We start from the raw sequence: 19,379 nt of genomic DNA on the forward strand, positions 1-19,379 counted from the left end.
CCATCAGCCGCGTCCCACCGCCAGGGCGGCCGCTTGCCGCACGGAGAGGTCGGGCAGGTAGGCGCGCACCAGGCCGACGCCGATCGCGGGCAGGGCGACGGGATCGGGGTAGGCCATGATCAGCGGGTGCAGCTCCGGCTGGAACTTCTGCTTGAACTTGAGGAGCGAGCGGAACCCGTACACCGGCTCCAGCGAGGTGCTCAGGTAGCCGAGCACGCGGTCCATGCCGCTCTTGCCGTCGTCGGGGGTGCCGGCGGTGTGCGCGAGCGGGGCGGCGGAGAGGCTCATGGACTCGACCCCGTCCTCCTTCATCCGCGTGGCGGCCTCGGCGATCAGGAACTCCATGACGCCGTTGATGCTGCCGGGGCGGCGGCGCATGAAGTCCAGCGTCCAGCCCACCACGTGCCCGTCGCGGTAGCTCGGCAGCCACGAGGTCACGCCCTCGATGCGCCCCGACTCGTCCACGGCGAGCATGAGCCGCACGGCCGGGTCGCGCAGCTCGTCCAGGCCGCCGAGGGTGAAGCCCATCTCGGGGAGGTCCTTCTCGGCGACCCACTGCTCCGAGATGTCCGAGAGCTGCACCGCGGCACTCAGCGGCAGCGCGGCGAAGCTCGTCCACTCGGCCCGGATGCCCGCGCGCTGGGCACGGTTGATCGAGCTGCGGACGTCCTGCCACTTCTTGCCCGTCGTCGCCCACTGCTGCGGCCGGATGACGGTCTCCTCCGCGACGGTCATGGTCGACCAGCCCATGCCGTCGAAGACCTGCTGGTAGTCGGCGTCGACGCTGTAGAAGACCGGGATCCAGCCGCTGTCGTCGCAGAACCGCGCGAAGCGCTCGATGATCCCGCCGTGCCCCGACACGTCCGCGCCGAAGGGCGCCCCTGTCGTGAGCGCGACGCGGCCGACGACGCGGTATGCGACGGCGCCCCCGGTCGCGGAGTCGAACCAGTAGCTGTTCCCCGGCCAGGTGGCCATGAACGAGATGGCGTCGCCGCCGCCGCGCTCCAGCAGCGTACGGACCCGCGCGGCGTCGCCGGCCGGTCGCCGCCAGGCCCCGCCGCCGACCATCAACGGGATCGCGGCGAGGATGACCACCAGCCAGAACACCGTGCCGATGTTGTGGTAGACGATCGTCGCCAGCGGCGTGGTCGGCAGATACTGCAGCGGCTCACGGCGCAGGAAGCTCACCGGGATGAAGCGCTCCAGCACGTCGTTGAGGAGGTCGGTGACGTCGATGGGCCGGGTGAAGCCGGTGTCCTTCTGCAGCCAGCCGACCAGCACGTACAACCCGACCAGGCCGACGCCGGTGAGCACGACCGTGAGTACGTACCGCCGCACCGACCGGGCCGTCGCGAACACCGTGAAGTGCCGGCGGTACACGATCAGCAGCACGACCATCACGGCGGGGACGAGCGCCGACAGCGCGAGGATGAGGGTGACCTCCCAGTACCGCGACGACACCGTGGGCCGCGGGTCGGCGAACGGGAGGATTCCGAAGTAGAGCCCGGAGAGCACGGCGAGCAGCGCGTTCACCGACACGGCGAGCCAGACGGCGAAACGGCGTCCGCGCAGCAGGCCGTAGGCGGCGACCAGCAGCGTCAGCAGCGGCAGGACCGAGATCAGCACGGGGCCGAGCCCGTTGATCCGCTCCAGGGTGAGGTCGTGCACGCATCCGCGGGTCACCGCGAACGCCTGGCAGCGCTCCAGCACGCTCCCGCTGTCCGGCACGTCGTTGGAGAACAGCAGCCCGATCGGCGAGAGCATCCCGTACCGCGACTGGGTCAGCAGGCCGATCACGGGGCCGAGCGCGCTGATCGTGACGGCGGACGCGAGCAGCACCCTGACCTCGTGATGGGAGCTGCGCCGCCAGCCGCGGAGGCGCTCGTGCGGCCGCAGCAGCACACCGAGCCCGAAGCCGGCCAGGACGGCGAGCAGCCGGTACAGGTCGGCCGGGAGGCCGGAGTAGAGCAGGTACATGATCGCGACGAGCATCGTGATGACGCGGATGCGGCGCCGCCAGAACGCGCCGGCGAACGCGCTGGCGGTCATGATCGTGCCGGCGATGCCCGTGAACACGTCGAGGACGACCAGGTGGTGCACGTTGCGCGCCCAGAGCTCCCCGGTCTGCGATCCGACGACCTGGATGCCGATGCCCGCCGCGATGCCCACGACGGAGGTCGCGACGAACGCCAGCGCGGTGCGCCAGGCGCCCATCAGCTGCTCGGAGGCGCCGACCAGCAGCACCGTGAGCGCGAGCACCACGATCAGCTCGGCCAGGTTGCCGGTGAACAGCACGGCGGTGACCGGCGACCACCAGTGCCCGTCGATGAGCTGGTCCGGGCCGACGCCGAGCCAGACGCGCAGCGGGCGGTGCGGCCCATGGATGGGGCCGGTCAGCAGCGCCAGCACGAGGATGAGCCCGGTCAGCCCGGTGGTGAACGGGTGCGTCGCGATCAGCCTGCCGAGCCGGCGCAGCGCGCCGCCGAAGCCGGACGACGGGCGAGCGGGAGGCTCCGGCGCGCGCGCCGGCCCCCCTTCCGCCAGCCGCGTTCCGTTCGCCGTGCCCTCGGCCGTGCCGTCCTGCGGCTCGCCGCCGTTGGCCGACGCGCCTCCCCCGGTCGTGACCGGATCGTTCACGGAGCCAGCCCCATCCGGGCGGCGACCGCGGGGAAGCCGTTCGTCAGCGTGTAGCGCACCGTGTTCCAATCGTGTGCCGTGCCAGGCGAGATCAGGAGGTCGCTGCGGATCCCGGCGGAGAGCGCGTCGGAATGCAGCGTCTTCGCGAAAGCAGTGTACTTGGCGTCGTTCTGCCCGGCGCCGAAGGTGATCAGCGTGTTCCGGTAGGGAGCGTGCGCCTTCATGACCGCTCCGAGCTGCGCGTCCTCGAACGCCGTCTTCGATCCGCCGAACCCGGTCGCGATGGTCAGCGGCACGTTGCCGAGCGTCGGGCCGAGCTCGCTGGAGGAGGCCAGCGCGGAGCCGAACAGGTCGGGCCGGCCGGCGGCGAACTGCGCGGCGCAGGTGGCGCCCTGCGAGTAGCCGAACACGCCCCACGCCGACGGGTCGCTGCTGACCCGCAGGTGCGCGGTGATCCAGGAGCGCACGTCCGTGAGCAGGTAGGTGGCCGAGTCGCCGAAGGCGCGCGAGTCGATGCACATCGGGTTGCGGCCGGGGCCGCCGAGCTGGTCGGGGGCGACGACGATCGGGGCGTACCCGTTGTGCTTGGCGGCGTAGGCGTCGAGGAAGCCGCCGATCCGGCCCGCCGTGAACATGTCGGCCGGGGCTCCGGGCTGGCCGGAGAGCGCGTAGAGGACCGGCAGCGCGGGCGGGTTGGGACCGAGGGCGGCGGGCGGCAGATACACCACGGCGTCCCGCGCCGGGAAGTTCGACACCGTGCCCGGGATCCTGACCGTCCCGATCTCGCCCTTCGCAGGCGGGTCCGTCTGACTGGTGGAGGCCGACCATGCCGTCCCCGCGATGACCTCCCCGTGCTCGTGGTGCAGGTTCAGCGCCCCGTAGGGCACCACGCCGATGGCGTCGTTCAGGTTGCGGTAGGCGCCGAAGTCCACGTTCACGCCCGCGAAGGCGGCGAGCAGGAACACCGGGATGCTGAGCGCGGCGATCAGCTTGCGCCACCAGCGCGACCGGAAGAGGTTCGCGACCGCCAGGCTCACTCCCGCGAAGCCCAGTGCCACCCACATGGTCGTCACCGGCGTGAGCCCGACGCCGAACAGGTTGAGGACGTCGTCGGTGAGCCAGACCAGGAACCAGCCGATCAGCCCGCCGCCGACGGCGGCGATCACTCCGGCGAGGGCGCGTCGCCAGGTGGGCCGGACGAGCAGGTACACCGCGAGCACCGCGGCGACGACGTCGATCGCGATGAGGAACGGCGGCTTGTCGATCCTCAAGGTCATGAGCCAGTTCAGGGTGGGTCCTCTCGGGAGTGCAGGGCGCGCGGACGCCGTCCGGTGCGGCGGCCGGGCGTTCCGGTCAATCAGTATCGAGCACTCAGCCTGCGGATGGCTGAGGCTTGATGAGCGTTCAGGAAACCTGGAGGCGGCTACTCGACCGCCAGCGCCTCCACCGGGGCGACCCTGGTGGCCCTGCGGGTCGGCGCGACCGAGGCGCCGACCGCCAGCACGGCGGCCGCGACGACGATCAGCCCGACGAACGGCCACGGGATCGCCGGCGGGATGAGGCCGCCGCCCGGCAGCTGCCCGAGCAGCGTCTGCGCTCCGATCCAGCCGTACAGCGTGCCCAGCACGAGCCCGGAGATCACGGCCGCCACGGTGAGCTGGGCACTCTCGGCGAGGATCATCCGGCGCACCTGCGCCGCGCTCAGGCCGAGCGCGCGGAGCAGTCCGAGCTCCCTCCTGCGCTGCAGCACGCTCAGCGACAGGCTGTTGACGACGCCCACCGCCGCGATGACGGCCGAGAAGCCGACCAGCCCGCTGAACACCAGCATGATGACCGTCAGCACACTCTCAGCACCCTGATACAGCTCGGGGTCCTTCGCGGCGGCGGCACGGATGAGGTCGAGCCAGGTCTGCGTCGCGACCACGAACATGGTGATCAGCGTGACGCCGATGACGAGGCCGATCGCGGTGCGCGAGCTGCGCTCCGGGTTCCGCACCGCGTTGGCGGCCGCCAGCCGGCCCGCCGCGCCGGCGCCGAAGAGCAGGCCGACCCCGCGCAGCACGGCGGGGAGGAAGAGCGGCGCCGCGACGATGACGCCGGTGAACGAGAGCAGCCCGCCGAGCATGGCGATCAGCACGCCGTAGCGGCCGAACTCCGCCAGTGCGGAGTCCGCCGACCGCGCGAAGGCGCCGAGCCCCAGCAGCAGCCCGAAGCCGAGCAGCGCGGCCCCGGGCAGGACGAGCAGACCGGTGGCCACGAGGCGTCCGGTGCTGCGCAGCGCGGCGGACGGCCGCTCCTGCGCGGCGCCGAGCGCCTCCACCGGGGCGACGGTGAGCACCCGCCTGCTGCCGATCCAGGACGCCGCCCAGGTCGTCAGGACGACCACGACGGGCGGCGCGATCAGCGCGGGGGTGATCACCGGATACGAGGTGTCGGGGAGGACGCCCGACCAGATGAAGACGCGCACCGCGATGAGCGCCAGCACCACGGCGATGACGCCGCCCGTCAGCGCGCCGACCACGCCGACGGCGAGGCCCTCCCCCGCGACCGAGCGGCGTTGCGCCTTCGAGCTCGACCCGAGCAGTCGCATGAGCGCGATGGTGCGGGTCCGTCCGGCGATCACCGTCGCGAACGTGTTGGTGGTGACGATGGCGCCGACGAAGACCGCGATGACGAAGAAGATGCCGGCGACCAGGGTCAGCGCGAAGCGGGCCGAGCCGTGCTCGCCCATCGGGGACGCCTCGATGTAGGCGCCGAGCACGTTGGTGCAGGCCAGCAGAACCACGCCGAACGCGGAGCTGAGGGCCGAGACGAGGACGCTGGCGCGATGGTCACGCGCGTTCGCCCGGAACGCGCGGATCACGCGCGCGCCTCCATCCCGAGCATGAACGCGGAGATGTCCTCCGCCGTGGACCGCTCCCGCTCGGCGACCACGCGTCCGTCCGCGAGGAAGACGATGCGGTCGGCGAAGCTCGCCGCGACCGGGTCGTGCGTGACCATCGCGATGCTCTGGCCGTAGCTGCGGGAGGCCTCCTGCAGCACGCCGAGGACCTCCCGTCCGGTGCGCGAGTCGAGGTTGCCCGTCGGCTCGTCCGCGAACACCAGGTCGGGGCGCGTCGCCAGCGCGCGGACGATCGCGACGCGCTGCTGCTGGCCGCCGGACAGCTCGTGCGGGCGGTGCGTCAGCCGGTCGGTCAGCCCCAGCTGCTCGATCAGTGCGTCGATCCACTCCCGCTGCACCAGTGTCGGCCGGCGGCCGTCGATCTCGAACGGCAGCAGGATGTTCGCGCGCACGTCGAGCGTGGGGACGAGGTTGAACGACTGGAAGACGAAGCCGACCCGGCGGCGCCGCAGCACGGTCAGCTCGGCGTCGCCCATCCCGCTGATCTCGGTGTCGCCGAGGAAGACGCGCCCGCCGGTCACGGAGTCCAGCCCGGCCATCACGTGCATGAGCGTCGACTTGCCGGAGCCGCTCGGCCCCATGATGGCGGTGAACCGCCCGGCCGGGATGCCGACCGTCACGTCGTCGAGTGCGATGACCCGGTTCAGGCCGGTTCCGTAGGTCTTCGTGGCGCCGTCCACGCGCGCCACCATGTTGTCGGGAGTGTCCATGTCCTCAGGCTAGGAAGCCGGCGGCGACGCCGGATCGGGCTGAGGATCCACAGCGGATCAGTCCAGAGGATGATCTCCCGGCGACCGGGGCGTCACTCCGCCCGCTCGGCCGCTCCCCCGGTCAGCCCGTGCTCGAACGCGTAGACCACCATCTGCACCCGGTCGCGCAGGCCGAGCTTCGCCAGGATCCGGCTGATGTGCGTCTTGACCGTCGCCTCGCTGAGGAACTCCGACCCGGCGATCTCGGAGTTGCTGAGCCCGCGGGAGGCCAGCACGAAGATCTCCCGCTCGCGGCTGGTCAGCGTGCCGAACTCGGGCGGGGTCTGCTTGGCCTGCTGGCTGTCGGAGAAGTACTCGAACAGCTCCCGGGTCGCGCCGGCGGCGATGACCGCGCTGCCGGCGTGCACTGTGCGGATGGCGGCGAGCAGGAACTCCGGCTCTGCGTCCTTGAGCACGAACCCGCTGGCGCCGCTGCGGATGGCGCGGGCCGCGGCCTCGTCGAGGTCGAAGGTGGTGAGGACGATGATCCGGGCGGGGGTGCGGCCCGCCCGCTCGGCCTCCTCCATGATCCGGGCCGTGGCCGCGATGCCGTCCATCACGGGCATCCGGATGTCCATGAGGACGACGTCCGGCCGCTTCTCGCGCACGAGCGCGACGCCCTCCCGCCCGTCGGACGCCTCCCCGGCGAACTCCAGGTCGGGCTGCGAGCCGATGAGCATGCGGATCCCCGCGCGGAACAGCGCCTGGTCGTCGACGAGCGCGACCGTGATCGGGGCGCTCACGCGCGTCCTCCCGAGACGACGGGCAGGAACGCCGTCACCACGAACCCGTCGTCGGCCGGGCCGGCGGTGAGCGATCCGCCCGCCAGGGTCGCACGTTCGCGCATCCCGGGCAGTCCGTGCCCGATGCGCGGGACGGTGCCGGTGGTCAGGGGCTCCGGTGTCGGTGTCTTCATGCTGTTCCTCACGGTGATGACGATGCCCGGGCCGCCGTCGCTGCCGCCCGCCTGGGCGAGCACGACGGAGACCGGGCGGGTGGTGTCCCCGTGCCGGAGGGCGTTGGTGAGCGCCTCCTGCACGATGCGGTACGCGGCGATCTGCTGCGCGGAGCCGAGCCCGTCGAGCTCGCCGCGGCGCTCCATGGCGACGGGGAGGCCGGCCGCGCGCACCTGGTCGACGGTCTGGTCGATGTCGGCGAGCTGCGGCTGCGGGCCCTCGGGCTGGCTCTGCCGCAGCTCGGCCAGCAGCACGCGCACGTCGACCAGCGCGGAGCGGGCCGTCGCGGCGATGGTCTCGAGCGCGGTGTCGACCGCGTCCGGGTCGGCGTGCCGCGCGTACCGTGCGCCGTCGGCCTGGGCGATGACCACGGCGAGCGAGTGCGCGACCACGTCGTGCATGTCGCGCGCGATGCGGGTGCGCTCCTGCTCGACGACCACGACCTCCTCGGCGCGGTTGCGGTCGAGCTCCGCCGCGATCTGGGCGTGCCGGGAGGCCCGGGCGTTCCGCCAGGTGCGCGCCAGCAGGCCGAGCACCCAGGACAGCCCGAGCACGGTCGCGCTCACCACGAACAGGAACGCGAACTGGAGCGCCATGCCGGTCAGCTGCGACGACAGCAGGTCGAAGTAGCCCTGGGCGAGCGCGGAGGTCAGGGTCAGGTAGAGCGCGGCCACGAATGCGCCGATCCCCGCGGAGATCAGGCCGGCGTAGCGCACCACCTTGTCGCCGTACAGCGCCGTCGCGTAGAGCACGATCAGCACGGCGATGTCGCTGACCAGGATGTTGTGCCCGGTCGTCATCTGGACGACGGCGGCGAGCCAGGCGATGGCGAGCGAGACGGCGGGCGACATCCTGCGCAGCGCGACGGCCACCGCGAACACGATCAGGACCAGGAAGGTCGACCGCCCGCTCGCGGAGGGCACCAGGCTCGACGCGAAGTCGGTCACCAGGCAGAAGAACACGTACGCGACGGCGCCAGCGATGTCGAAGGTGAGCTGCGGCCGGGTCAGCCTGCGCACGAGCCCCGGCCCGTCGCCGAACGACTCGTCCGCCTGAGCGCCGGCGCCCGAGGACGCAAGCCAGACCAGCAGGGACGGGACAGGACCCGAGGTCGCGGTCGCCCGCTGCCGCGCGACGAGGAAGCCGAGCAGCCACGCGCTGACGAACACGACAGCCAACAGCAGGCTCATCATCAGGAGGCCGACGCCCTGGCTGGTGTAGTAGCCGCCGATCACCGGGCCGAACTGCGGGAACTTGAGATCGCCGCGCACCGTGAAGAGGTAGGCCATGGCGGGCGCCCACAGGATCGCGGAGCCGAACCCGAACCAGCGCACCACCCTGCCGCCGTGCGAGGCGATGCCGAACAGCGCGATCACGACGGCGACGGCGGAGATGAGCCGATGCGGCAACGGCAGGGCCGACGCCTCGCTCAACTCGGCGATGACCGCGAGCCACGCGATCTCCAGCGCGACGACCGGCAGCACCCGCGACAACGCGACGGCCGCGCAGTACAGCAGCACCGAGAGCGCCCCGGCGAGATCGAACGGGAGGCCGGTGACCAGCCACACCCCGAACAGCACGACGGCCACGGCGGGCTCGAGCACCCAACGGTGCGGCGCGAGCGCGCTCAGGACGCGGGTGCGATCTGGCATATCTCTACGTTACGGGGCCAGAGGGCGTCGGCCCGCATCCGCGGGGAGGAATCATCCTGGGGATGTACGGGCGCGCTGTTCGAGCCCCCGGCCGGAACCCGCCCTTAGAACCCCAGCCGCCCCAGCTGCTTCGGGTCGCGCTGCCAGTCCTTGGCCACCTTCACGCGCAGCGACAGGAAGACCTTGCGGCCCAGCAGCTCCTCGATCGGCTTCCTGGCTTCGGCGCCGACGTCGCGGATGCGGGAGCCGCCCTTGCCGATGACGATGGCCTTCTGGCTGTCGCGCTCCACGAACAGGTTCGCGTAGACCTCCACCAGGTCCTTGTCGTCGCGTTCGATGATGTCGTCGATGGTGACGGCGAGCGAGTGCGGCAGTTCGTCCTCCACGCCCTCCAGCACGGCCTCCCGGATGTACTCCGCGATGCGGTCCTCGAGGCCCTCGTCGGTGATCGCGTCCTCGGGGTACAGCGGCCCCGGCGACTCCGGCAGCAGCTTCATCAGCTCACTGGTGAGGGTGTCAAGCTGGATGCGGCTGGTCGCCGAGATCGGGATGATCGCCTCCCACTCGCGCAGCGCCGAGATGGCGAGGAGCTGCTCGGCGACCTGGGTCTTGCCCGCCGCGTCGATCTTCGTGACGATCGCGACCTTCTTGGCGTTCGGGTAGTCGTCGAGCTGGTCGTTGATGAACCGGTCGCCCGGGCCGATCTTCTCGTCCGCGGGCACGCAGAACCCGATCACGTCGACGTCGCCGAGCGTCGCCTGCACCAGCGTGTTCAGCCGCTCGCCCAGCAGCGTTCGCGGCCGGTGGATGCCCGGCGTGTCGACCAGGACGAGCTGGCCGCCGCGCTGGTGGACGATGCCGCGGATGGCGCGGCGCGTGGTCTGCGGCTTGGAGCTGGTGATTGCGACCTTCTCGCCGACCAGCGCGTTGGTGAGGGTCGACTTGCCGACGTTCGGCCGGCCGACGAACGAGACGAATCCGGCGTGGTACTCGCTCATGCGCGGGCCTCCTTGTGGTGTCGGTCTGATTTGGCCGGGCGGTCTGATTTCGCCGGGCGGTCTGATTTGCCCGGACAGTCTGATTTGCCCGGTCGGGCGGACTTCGGCGGCGCCGCCACGTCCTCGTGCGGCTCCGGCAGCAGCGCGGTGTCGCGCTCCACGAGCACCGTGCTCACGTGCTTGTGCCGGCCGTCGATCCGGTCGACGGTGAAGCGGAGGCCGTGCACGGCGACCGTGGACCCGACCTCCGGGAGGCGGCCGAGCGCCTTCGCGACCAGGCCGCCGACACTGTCGACGTCCTCGTCCTCGATCTCGATGTCGAACAGCTCGCCGAGGTCGTCGATCGGCAGCCGCGTCGCGACGCGGAGCCGGCCTCCGCCGAGTTGCTGGACGAGCTCAACCTCGTGGTCGTACTCGTCGGAGATGTCGCCGATGAGTTCCTCGATGAGGTCCTCCAGGGTGACGAGGCCGGCGATGCCGCCGTACTCGTCCACCACCATGGCGAGATGGTTGGACTCGAGCTGCATCTGCCGCAGCAGGGCGTCCGCCTTCTGCGACTCCGGGACGAACAGCGCCGGCCGGGCCAGCTCGCCCATCGTCAGCGTCTCGGAGGCGAGCGCGCCCTCGTAGCTGAGCTTCGCCACGTCCTTCAGGTAGAGGATGCCGGCCACCTCGTCGGGGTCGCCGTCGATCACCGGCATGCGGGAGACGCCCGTGGAGAAGAACATCCCCATGGCTGTGCCGAGCCCGGCGGAGGTGTCGATGGTGATCATGTCGGTGCGCGGCACCATCACCTCACGGACGACGGTGTCGCTGAACTCGAAGATCGAGTGGATGAGCTCGCGGTCGTCCTCCTCCAGCACGTCGAACTCGGTGGCCTCGTCCACGATGCTGAGGAGCTGCTCCTCGCTGGTCACCGGGGCCGACCGCGCACGAGACGGGGTGACCCGGTTGCCGAGCGCCACCAGGCCGCCGGGGATGGGGCCGAGCACGACCCGGATGCCGTGCACCAGCGGCGCCGTGAGCTGCAGCAGGACCCTCGAGTTGGCGCGCCCGACGCTGCGCGGGCTCGCGCCGACCAGCACGAACGACACCCCGGTCATGATCGCAGCCGACAGGATCAGCGAGATCCACCACTCCTCGAAGATCTGCTCGAAGGCGAGCGTCACCAGCACCGCGGCTGTGGTCTCCGCGATGATGCGGCTGAAGTTGATCGCGTTGAAGTAGGCGCCGGGGTCCTCCGCGATCGCCGCCAGCGACGTCTTCGCGCGGGAGGTCTCCGCCAGGTCGGCGATGTCGCCGCGCGACTGCACCGCGAGAGCCGAGTCGACGGCCGCCATGAGCCCGCCGAACGCGACCAGGAGGAACGCGACGACGAAGAACAGGGTTGCGAGCATCCGGCGCCTAGCGCTGTCGGTCGTAGCGGGAGAAGCCCACCAGGATGTCGCGCTGGATACCGAACATCTCGCGCTCCTCCGCCGGCTCGGCGTGGTCGAAGCCGAGCAGGTGCAGGATGCCGTGCGTGGTCAGCAGCAGCAGCTCGTCCATGAGGGTGTGGCCGGCGGTCTCCGCCTGCACCTGCGCGACCTGCGGGCAGAGCACGACGTCGCCGAGCAGGCCGGCCGGGGCGGGCTCGTCCTCCGTGCCGGGGCGGAGCTCGTCCATCGGGAAGCTCAGCACGTCGGTCGGCCCCGGCTCGTCCATCCACTGCACGTGCAGCTGCTCCATCGCGGCCTCGTCCACCAGGACGATCGCGAGCTCGGCGTCGGGGTGCACGTGCATGATGTCGAGCGCGTAGCCCGCCAGGCGCTGCAGGGCGGCCTCGTCCACCTCGATGGAGGACTCGTTGTTGATCTCGATGCTCATCGTGTCGGGCCCTGTCGTTTCGGGAGGTGGTCGCGCGGCGTGCCCGACCGGCGTTCGGCGCGGTTCGCGAACTCGCGGGCCTCCTCGCGCTCGTACTGCCGCGCCTGCTGCCTGGCGTCGAACTCGGTGTATGCGTCGACGATCCGGCCGACCAGGCTGTGCCGCACCACGTCCTCGCTCGTCAGCCGCGAGAAGTGGATGTCGTCGATGTCGTTCAGGACGCGCGTCACCAGCCGCAGGCCGCTCGCCGCGTTCGGCAGGTCGATCTGGGTGATGTCGCCGGTCACGACCATCTTCGAGTTGAAGCCGAGCCGGGTGAGGAACATCTTCATCTGCTCCGGCGTCGTGTTCTGCGCCTCATCCAGGATGATGAACGAGTCGTTCAGGGTGCGGCCGCGCATGTACGCCAGCGGGGCGACCTCGATCGTGCCGGCCGCGAGCAGCTTGGGCACGAGCTCCGGGTCGAGCATCTCGTTGAGCGCGTCGTAGAGCGGGCGCAGGTAGGGGTCGATCTTGTCGGTGAGCGTGCCGGGCAGGTAGCCGAGCCGCTCGCCGGCCTCCACCGCCGGGCGGGTCAGGATGATCCGGCTGACCTCCTTGCGCTGCAGGGCCTGGACGGCCTTCGCCATCGCCAGGTAGGTCTTGCCGGTTCCGGCGGGGCCGATGCCGAAAACGATCGTGTTGTGGTCGATGGAGTCGACGTACTGGCTCTGGCCGAGCGTCTTCGGCCGGATGCTCTTGCCGCGCGCGGTGAGGATCGCCTGGCTCAGCACGTCGGACGGGCTGAGGTTCAGGTCACTGCGCATCATCCGCGCCGAGCTGGCGACCTCGGCAGGGCCGAGGTCCTGCCCGTTGCGGACCATCTGCAGCAGCTCCTCGAGCAGAGCCCGCGCCGCGGCGACCTGCGCGGGGTCGCCGCTGAGGCTGATCTCGTTGCCGCGCACGTGCACGTCGACCAGCGGGTACTGACGCTCCAGGGTCGTCAGCAGGCGGTCCTGGGGGCCGAGCAGCCGCACCATCTGGATCCCGTCGACGCTCAGGCGCGCCTCGGCCGGACTTCCCGGGGTCGTGGAGTCTTCCGGGGTCACGGAGTCTTCCGGGGTGGTCGGGTCACTCGTCGCCAAGGCTTCCTTCCTCGAGCCCGCCCGCGGGCGAGCCCAGCAAATGAGCGTGGACGTGGAACACGGTCTGTCCCGCGCCTGCGCCGGTGTTGAAGATCAGACGGAAATCGCCGTCCGCGTGCTCGTCGGCCAGGAGCCGGGCGGTCGCCACGAGCTCGGCCAGCAGGGCAGGGTCGCCCGCGGCGAGCTCGACGACGTCGCGGTAGCGCTCCGTCTTCGGCACGACCAGCAGGTGCACGGGCGCCTTCGGCGCGATGTCGCGGAACGCGATGATGCGTTCGCTGTCGTACACGACGTCGGCCGGGATCTCCCCTGCGATGATGCGCGAGAAGATCGAGCGCTCCCCTGTCTCCATGTGGTCCATCCTATTCGCGACCCCTACCATCGCCCCAGCGCCGCGTTGAGCACGGCCAGGGCGGCCGGTCCCGCGGTGGAGGTCCGCAGCACCGTGTCGCCGAGCCGCACGACCTCCGCCCCCGCCGCGCGGAACGCCGCCAGCTCCTGCGGCGCGATCCCGCCCTCCGGGCCGACCACGAGCGCCAGCGGCCGGCCGTCCGGGCGCACGGCGGTGAGCGCGTCGGCCGCGCCCGGCTCCAGCACCAGGACCCGGTGCGTCGCCGCCAGGGCAGCGACCTGCTTCGTCGTGGCCAGCTCCCCGACCTCCGGCGTCCAGGCGCGGATCGACTGCTTGCTCGCCTCGCGCACGATCGCCGCCCAGCGCTCGCGTCCCTTGGCCACCTTGGCGCCCTCCCAGCGCGACACCGACCGCGAGGCCGCCCAGGGCACGACCGAGTCCACGCCGAGCTCGGTCGCCGCCTGCACGGCGAGCTCGTCGCGGTCGCCCTTGGCGAGCGCCTGCACGAGCGTGATCGCCGGTTCGGCGCGCGGGACGCGCTCCACGGCCTCCACGTCGATGGTCAGCTCGGAGCTCGTCGCGACCAGCACCTCGCCGGACGCGACCAGGCCGCGGCCGTTGCCGATCAGCACGCTCTCGCCCGGCCGGGTCCGGTTGACGGTGGAGGCGTGCTTGGCCTCCGGCCCGGTCAGGGTCAGCCGGGCGCCCACCTCGACGTCGGCGAGGTCTTCGCGCAGATAGAGGGAACTCATCCGTTCCGCCCGCCTGTCAGAGGTTGAGGAACCGGTCGCGGAGCTTGGCGAACAGGCCCTGCTGGAAGCGCGCGAGCGACGGCTCCGGGTTGTGGTGGGTCGCCGCGAACTTCTTGATCAGCTCCTTCTCCTTGTGGTCGAGCTTCGTCGGCGTGACCACCTGGATACCCACCCGCAGGTCGCCGCGGCCGCTGCCGCGCAGGTGCGTGATCCCGCGGTCCTTCACTGAGATGATGTCCGCGCTCTGGGTACCGGGCTTGAGCTCCAGGCGGATGTCGCCGTCGAGCGCCTTCACCGTCGCGGTCGTGCCGAGGATGGCGTCGGCCATCGACAGCTCCAGCGTGCAGAGCAGGTCGTCGCCGTCGCGGCTGAACACCTCGTGGTGCTTGACCTTGATCTCCAGGTACAGGTCGCCGTTCGGGCCGCCCGCGGGGCCGGCCTCGCCGGATCCCGGCATCTGCAGCCGGAGGCCGGTGTCGACACCGGCGGGGATGTCCACCGCGACCGTGCGGCGCGCGCGCACCCGGCCCTGGCCCTGGCAGGTCACGCACGGCGTGGCGATGACGGTGCCGTAGCCGCGGCAGCTGCCGCAGGGGCTGGAGGTCATCACGTTGCCGAGCAGCGAGCGCACCGAGCGCTGGATGCTGCCGGTGCCGTGGCAGATGTCGCAGGTGACCGGGGCGGTGCCGGGCTGGCAGCACGAACCGTTGCAGGTCTCGCAGACGACTGCCGTGTCCACGTCGAGGTCGCGGTGGGTCCCGAAGACGACCTCGTCGAGCTCGACCTCCACGCGCAGCAGGGCGTCCTGGCCGCGCTCGCGCCGGGAGCGCGGTCCGCGGGTGGCGCCGCCGCCTCCGCCGAAGAAGGTCTCGAAGATGTCGCCGAAGCCGGCGAAGTCGCCCGCTCCCGCTCCGCCGAAGCCGGTCGAGCCGCCCAGGTCGTACTGCTGCCGCTGCTGCGGGTCGCTCAGCACGTCGTAGGCGTGGGTGACGAGCTTGAAGCGCTCCTGCGCCTCGGAGCTCGGGTTGACGTCCGGGTGCAGCTCGCGCGCGAGCCGGCGGTACGCCTTCTTGATCTCGTCGGGGGTGGCGTTGCGGTCAACGCCGAGTACTTCGTAGTGGTCGGCCACGTAAGGCTTTTCCTTCTGTTCGTTGCGTCGGAGTTCGTTGCGTCGGAGCCGGTGGAGGCGGTGATCGGGGTCGGAGGTCAGTCGCCGAGCAGGCGGGAGAGGTAGCGCGCCACGGCGCGGACCGCGGCCATGTTGCCCGAGTAGTCCATGCGGAGCGGGCCGAGCAGGCCCACCCGCGCCAGGTCGGAGCCGGAGGTGTAGCCGCTCGACATGACGGAGGTCTCGCTCAGGCCGGTGACCGCGTTCTCGCGGCCGATGCTGACCGCGACACCGTGCTGATCCAGCGCCATCTCGTCGAAGAGCCGCAGCAGCACCACCTGCTCCTCGATGGCCTCCAGCACGGGCGTGATGGAGCCGGGGAAGTCGGTCTCCGTGCGGGCCAGGTTGGCCGCGCCGGCCATGACCAGCTTGTCCTGCCGGTTGGCGGCGATCTGGTCGAGCAGGGCGCCCGCGACCGGCGCCACGAGCTCGCGGGTCCGCTCGGTCAGGTGGCCGGGCAGCTCGCGCAGCCGCACGGCCGCGTCGATCAGCTGGAGCCCCGCTGCGGCGCCGTTGATGGCGCCGCGGATCTCGGCGATCTCCGCGTCGTCCAGCTCCTCCTGCAGCTCGATCACGCGCTGCTCCACCGCACCCGAGTCGGTGATCAGCACGCTCAGCAGCCGCCGGGAGCCGAGCGAGACGAGCTCGATGTGCCGGATGCGCGAGCGCGCCACCGACGGGTACTGCACGAGGGCGACCTGGTTGGTGAGCTGCGACAGCAGGCGCACTGTGCGCGAGAGCACGTCGTCCAGATCGAGGGACTGGCCGAGGAACGCCTCGATCGCCGTGCGCTGGGCCGCGGACAGCGGACGCGCCTCGGCGAGGTGGTCCACGAAGAGCCGGTAGCCCTTGTCCGTGGGAACCCGGCCGGACGAGGTGTGCGGGGCCGCGATCAGCTCCTCCTCTTCCAGGAGGGCCATGTCGTTGCGGATGGTCGCGGCCGAGACGCCGAAGGCGTGCCGTTCGACGATGCTCTTCGAGCCCACCGGCTCGCGCGAGGCGACATAGTCCTGCACGATGACGCGGAGCACTTCCAGACTGCGTTCCGAGACCACGCGAACCGCCTCCTGTCGTCGCTTCGGCACCCGAGGATCGAGCTCGGGAGGACATCGAATGAACTGGCACTCGAAGATCCTGAGTGCTAATCATAACGCGTCGTCACGGGAGGGCGGCCAACGCGCGACACGGATCATTTACCGCGGGGCCCGCGCGCAGTACTGTGTGCGCACCGGCTCAGGTAAGCCCCCGCAGCCGACCACGAAAGGGTTTCCTCATGTCAGACCCGACCCCGCCTCCGGCCGACGGCCAGGGCGACCAGCCTCCGCAGCAGCCCTACGGCTCCGCGCCGGGCCAGCCCGCCGGCGCCGTGCCGCCTCAGCAGCCGTACACCCCTCCCGCCGGTCAGCCCGCCGGCGCCGTCCCGCCGCAGTACGCGACCGCTCCCGCCGCGCCGCTCGACCCCGCCCAGGACAAGCAGTGGGCGTCCTTCGCCCACCTCGGCGGCATCCTCTGGTTCCTCCCGTCCCTGATCATCTGGCTCGTGTTCAAGGACCGCGGCGCCCTCACCAACCAGGAGGCCAAGGAGGCGCTGAACTGGCAGATCACCTGGATCCTGGCCTGGGTGGCCTCTCAGATCCTCGGCGTGATCATCGGCTCGTTCACGTTCGGCATCGGCTACCTGCTGTTCAGCCTGCTCATCCCGTGGGCGCTGTACATCGTGAACCTGGTGTTCTCGATCCTCGGTTTCGTGCGGGTGAACAGCGGTGGGACCTACCGTTACCCCCTGAACTTCCGCTTCATCAAGTGACACCGCGATCCGGAGAAATGGCTCACGGCTGCTTCTCAGGATCGCGCTCCGCCCCCTAGGCTGAGACCCGTCATTCCCACTCATCGGAGGAGAACACGACCATGTCCGCTACGCCCCCGCCCCCGCCGCCGCCCCCGCAGCAGCCGTACGGAGGTCAGCAGCCGCAGCTGAGCCCGGCCGACGAGAAGCTGTGGGCGACGCTGATCCACATCGGCGGCATCCTGTTCAGCTTCATCCCGGCCCTGGTCGGCTACCTCGTCCTCAAGGACCGCGGACCGTTCATCCGGTCGCACACCGCGACGGCGCTGAACTTCCAGATCACACTCGCGATCGCGTACGCGGTCGGCGTCATCCTGAGCATCGTCGGCATCGGCGTCCTGATCTTCCTCGCCGTCTGGGTGCTGAACATCGTCTTCAGCATCATCGCCGCAGTGAAGGCCAACCAGGGCGCGTTCTACACGTACCCGATCGCGATCAGGTTCGTGAGCTAGGGCGCCTCCGCGCTATTCCTCGGCGAGCAGCCGTCGCACGACGGCGTCCGCCAGCAGCCGCCCTCGCAGGGTCAGCACCACCGACCCGGCGAGGGCGGCTTTCGCGTCCACCAGCCCGTCGGCGATCAGCCCGGCGACCGCGCGGCGCCCGGCCTCGGTCAGCTCGGTGGTGCGCAGTCCCTCCCGGATGCGCGTGAGCAGGAGGACCCGCTCCACGCGCCGGGTCTCGCCGTCGAGCGTCTCGCGGCCGGCCGCGGGCGACTCCCCCGCCAGGACCCGTTGCGCGTACGCGGCGGGATGCTTCACGTTCCACCAGCGGACGCCGCCGACGTGGCTGTGCGCGCCGGGCCCGACGCCCCACCAGTCGTGCCCGAGCCAGTACGCCAGGTTGTGCCGGGAGCGGTGCGCCTCGTCGGTCGCCCAGTTGCTGACCTCGTACCAGCCGTAGCCGGCCGCGCCGAGCCGCGCCTCGGCGAGCTCGTACATGTCGGCCTCGAGGTCGTCGTCCGGCTCCTGCACAGCTCCCGAGTGGATCTGCCGCGCCAGCTTCGTGCCGGGCTCGACGATCAGGGCGTACGCCGACACGTGGTCGGGCTCGCAGGCCAGCGCCGCCTCGAGCGATCGCGACCAGTCGGCCAGGGTCTCCCCCGGCGTTCCGTAGATGAGGTCGAGGCTGACCTGGAGGCCGGCCTCCCTCGCCCACTGGACGACGAGCGGGACGCGCTCCGGGTCGTGGGTGCGCTCCAGCGTGGCGAGCACGCTCGGGACGGCGGACTGCATCCCGAACGACACCCGGGTGAACCCGGCGTCGGCGAGCCGGCGGAGGTCGTCGGCGTCCACCGAGTCGGGGTTGGCCTCCGTCGTCACCTCGGCGCCCGCGGCGATCCCCCAGGCGTCGCGCACGGCGCCGAGCATCGCACCCAGGTCGTCGGGCGGCAGCAGCGTGGGCGTGCCGCCGCCGAAGAACACGGTGGAGACCTCCCGGGCAGGGACGCCGCTGCGCTCCAGCGCCTCCTGCGCGAAGCGCACCTCGCGCACGGCGTGGCCCGCGTACTCGGACTGGGAGACACCGCGGAGCTCGGTGGCGGTGTAGGTGTTGAAGTCGCAGTAGCCGCAGCGCACCCGGCAGAAGGGGACGTGCAGATACACGCCGAAGTCGCGCTCGCCGGCGCCGTGAGCTGTACTGGCCGGGAGGACGCCGTCGGCAGGGGCCGGATCCCCGAGCGGGAGGGCGCCGGGCATCAGGCCGCCCGCGCGGGCAGCAGCGCGCGCAGGTACCGCTTGGTGAAACGCGACTGCACGCCGCGCAGCACGGGCGAGGTCAGGCGGTAGAACGCGTTGGACGGCCGGGCGAAGGCGCGCAGCACGAACCACACGGTGCCGTCGTCGCGCATCTCCACCAAGAACGCCTCCTCGCCGCTCTGCGGGTGACCCTTGAGCGTGCCGTAGGCGAACCCGCGCCGGTTCGGCTCGTCGACGACGTAGACGACGCGGCACGGAGCGGACACCCGGAACGGCCCGAACGGCACCTTGAGCACGGCGGTCATCCCGTTGCGGATGAACGGGGTGCCGTCGTCGGCGAACACGTCCTCGGCGGTGCGGTGCTCCCGCATCCCCTTGGGCGTGCCGTCGGCGTCGTACTCGATGCCTTCGTACTGGACCCCGGTGCCCTCGTTCACCTCGGTCACCCGGATGCCGCTGTTGCGCTGCACGCCCCACGTCATCAGCGCGGCGGCCGCGGATTCGAACCGCTCCTCACCGCTGCCCAGCCGCACCTTGCGCTCGAGCGGCCGGTAGCCCTTCGGCGGGTAGTGGAGCAGATCGGAGGCCTGCGTGCCGCCGATGAACCCGTACGTGACGGGCTGGTCGGTGAAGCTGGTGCGGCGCATGCTGTCTATCCTGCGTCAAATGGGGAGGGAGTGCGA

Annotated in this window: 18 protein-coding genes; 2 read left to right on the plus strand and 16 right to left on the minus strand. The window is 71.3% G+C overall.

All coding sequences use genetic code 11. From position 1 onward, the window contains the following. Positions 1–3: 3 nt before the first annotated feature. The 14 genes from AC3A3H_RS14240 to hrcA all read right to left on the minus strand — a co-directional run bounded on the left by AC3A3H_RS14240 (position 4) and on the right by hrcA (position 16,211). On the minus strand, positions 4–2,637 hold the full coding sequence (locus AC3A3H_RS14240) for a bifunctional lysylphosphatidylglycerol flippase/synthetase MprF (protein WP_487615201.1): 2,634 nt from the start codon (positions 2,635–2,637) through the stop codon (positions 4–6). Beyond that, the gene (locus tag AC3A3H_RS14245) at positions 2,634–3,914 is read right to left on the minus strand and encodes an alpha/beta hydrolase (RefSeq protein WP_487615202.1); all 1,281 of its coding nucleotides are present in this window, start codon (positions 3,912–3,914) and stop codon (positions 2,634–2,636) included. Before AC3A3H_RS14245 ends, AC3A3H_RS14240 begins: the two co-directional genes overlap by 4 nt. A 146-nt stretch (positions 3,915–4,060) precedes the next feature. After that, positions 4,061–5,500, minus strand: coding sequence for an ABC transporter permease (locus AC3A3H_RS14250; protein ID WP_487615203.1), 1,440 nt, complete (start codon positions 5,498–5,500; stop codon positions 4,061–4,063). After that, positions 5,497–6,249 carry an ABC transporter ATP-binding protein gene (locus AC3A3H_RS14255; protein WP_487615204.1) on the minus strand — a complete coding sequence of 251 codons (753 nt, stop codon included), beginning with the start codon at positions 6,247–6,249 and terminating at the stop codon, positions 5,497–5,499. Before AC3A3H_RS14255 ends, AC3A3H_RS14250 begins: the two co-directional genes overlap by 4 nt. 92 nt (positions 6,250–6,341) lie before the next feature. Then, on the minus strand, positions 6,342–7,031 hold the full coding sequence (locus AC3A3H_RS14260) for a response regulator (protein ID WP_487615205.1): 690 nt from the start codon (positions 7,029–7,031) through the stop codon (positions 6,342–6,344). Further along, on the minus strand, positions 7,028–8,896 hold the full coding sequence (locus AC3A3H_RS14265) for a sensor histidine kinase (protein ID WP_487615206.1): 1,869 nt from the start codon (positions 8,894–8,896) through the stop codon (positions 7,028–7,030). Before AC3A3H_RS14265 ends, AC3A3H_RS14260 begins: the two co-directional genes overlap by 4 nt. Before the next feature lie 104 nt (positions 8,897–9,000). Beyond that, positions 9,001–9,894, minus strand: coding sequence for a GTPase Era (gene era, locus AC3A3H_RS14270; protein ID WP_487615207.1), 894 nt, complete (start codon positions 9,892–9,894; stop codon positions 9,001–9,003). Then, a complete protein-coding gene (locus AC3A3H_RS14275; protein WP_487615208.1) occupies positions 9,891–11,291 on the minus strand; it encodes a hemolysin family protein in 1,401 nt (466 codons plus the stop codon). The genes era and AC3A3H_RS14275 overlap by 4 nt, the downstream gene beginning before the upstream one ends. Positions 11,292–11,298: 7 nt before the next feature. After that, positions 11,299–11,760, minus strand: coding sequence for an rRNA maturation RNase YbeY (gene ybeY, locus AC3A3H_RS14280; RefSeq protein WP_487615209.1), 462 nt, complete (start codon positions 11,758–11,760; stop codon positions 11,299–11,301). After that, positions 11,757–12,779, minus strand: coding sequence for a PhoH family protein (locus AC3A3H_RS14285; RefSeq protein WP_487615467.1), 1,023 nt, complete (start codon positions 12,777–12,779; stop codon positions 11,757–11,759). Before AC3A3H_RS14285 ends, ybeY begins: the two co-directional genes overlap by 4 nt. Positions 12,780–12,870: 91 nt before the next feature. Next, a complete protein-coding gene (locus AC3A3H_RS14290; protein ID WP_487615210.1) occupies positions 12,871–13,236 on the minus strand; it encodes a histidine triad nucleotide-binding protein in 366 nt (121 codons plus the stop codon). Positions 13,237–13,259: 23 nt separating this feature from the next. Next, complete coding sequence (locus tag AC3A3H_RS14295; protein ID WP_487615211.1) at positions 13,260–13,988, minus strand: 16S rRNA (uracil(1498)-N(3))-methyltransferase; 729 nt, start codon at positions 13,986–13,988, stop codon at positions 13,260–13,262. A gap of 16 nt (positions 13,989–14,004) precedes the next feature. After that, entirely contained in the window at positions 14,005–15,117 is a 1,113-nt protein-coding gene (gene dnaJ / locus AC3A3H_RS14300) for a molecular chaperone DnaJ (RefSeq protein WP_487615212.1), read from the minus strand. Between the two features lie 77 nt (positions 15,118–15,194). Continuing rightward, positions 15,195–16,211, minus strand: coding sequence for a heat-inducible transcriptional repressor HrcA (gene hrcA, locus AC3A3H_RS14305; RefSeq protein WP_487615213.1), 1,017 nt, complete (start codon positions 16,209–16,211; stop codon positions 15,195–15,197). Between the two features lie 218 nt (positions 16,212–16,429). Between hrcA and AC3A3H_RS14310 the strand changes: the two genes are divergently transcribed. Together AC3A3H_RS14310 and AC3A3H_RS14315 are read left to right on the plus strand one after the other, a co-directional pair. Beyond that, positions 16,430–16,963, plus strand: a complete 534-nt coding sequence (locus AC3A3H_RS14310; protein WP_487615214.1) for a DUF4870 domain-containing protein — start codon at positions 16,430–16,432, stop codon at positions 16,961–16,963. Between the two features lie 101 nt (positions 16,964–17,064). Then, positions 17,065–17,454 (plus strand): DUF4870 domain-containing protein, encoded by a 390-nt coding sequence (locus AC3A3H_RS14315; protein ID WP_487615215.1) that lies wholly within the window; start codon positions 17,065–17,067, stop codon positions 17,452–17,454. A gap of 12 nt (positions 17,455–17,466) precedes the next feature. On the opposite strand, the gene hemW is transcribed toward AC3A3H_RS14315, so the two are convergent. Together hemW and AC3A3H_RS14325 are read right to left on the minus strand one after the other, a co-directional pair. Further along, positions 17,467–18,696 carry a radical SAM family heme chaperone HemW gene (gene hemW, locus AC3A3H_RS14320; RefSeq protein WP_487615216.1) on the minus strand — a complete coding sequence of 410 codons (1,230 nt, stop codon included), beginning with the start codon at positions 18,694–18,696 and terminating at the stop codon, positions 17,467–17,469. Then, positions 18,696–19,343, minus strand: a complete 648-nt coding sequence (locus tag AC3A3H_RS14325; protein WP_487615217.1) for a DUF1990 domain-containing protein — start codon at positions 19,341–19,343, stop codon at positions 18,696–18,698. Before AC3A3H_RS14325 ends, hemW begins: the two co-directional genes overlap by 1 nt. Between the last annotated feature and the right edge of the window lie 36 nt (positions 19,344–19,379).

It is taken from the genome of Leifsonia sp. Soil_N53 (assembly GCF_057655165.1).